This window comes from Chitinibacter sp. ZOR0017 (genome assembly GCF_000799095.1).
Classification (GTDB): Bacteria; Pseudomonadota; Gammaproteobacteria; order Burkholderiales; family Chitinibacteraceae; genus Chitinibacter; species Chitinibacter tainanensis.
Map to the genome: position 1 here is coordinate 26,975 of NZ_JTLG01000040.1, position 452 is coordinate 27,426.

1 protein-coding gene is annotated in these 452 nt (G+C 58.4%); it reads left to right on the forward strand.

Annotated features, from left to right (window positions below; translation table 11 throughout):
- A partial coding sequence (locus tag L991_RS17785; RefSeq protein WP_231550551.1) for a hypothetical protein occupies positions 1 to 349 on the forward strand: 349 nt, incomplete at its 5' end.
- Between the last annotated feature and the right edge of the window lie 103 nt (positions 350 to 452).

The following is a 452-nucleotide window of genomic DNA, read 5'->3' on the forward strand; positions in this document are numbered from 1 at the left end:
CCGCCTCCCGAACGGCGCGGCTCCACGGGCGACTCGTACTAACCACGGCATAGGTATATTCATCAAACCAAAGGCAGACAATGCCTTCAGCACAATACTGCTGCCAGTATTTACCGCGCTGGTGAAGTTGGGGCTTGATTTCCCGTGTAGCGAAAACCGCAGCAAGGAGAGAGACGAACGGTTATATCGTTTGGCTCACGACGCAGCAAGGGCAGCGCGGAGCGCTTTTCGCCCGGGTCGCCTTTGGGGTGAAGGGGTATTTGGCGAAGCAAATACCCCTTCCCGTCTGCGCGGCGGAACGCGCATTGAAAACATCCCGCCAACGGCGCATAAAACCAGCCGACTTTAAAAGTTCACGATTGCATGGCCTGCTGGTGCAGGCGGTAAACCGGCGGTTTCGCCCGCCGGACGAGCAAGGGGCAGTCTTGCCTTGCCCCTTGCAACCCTAACGC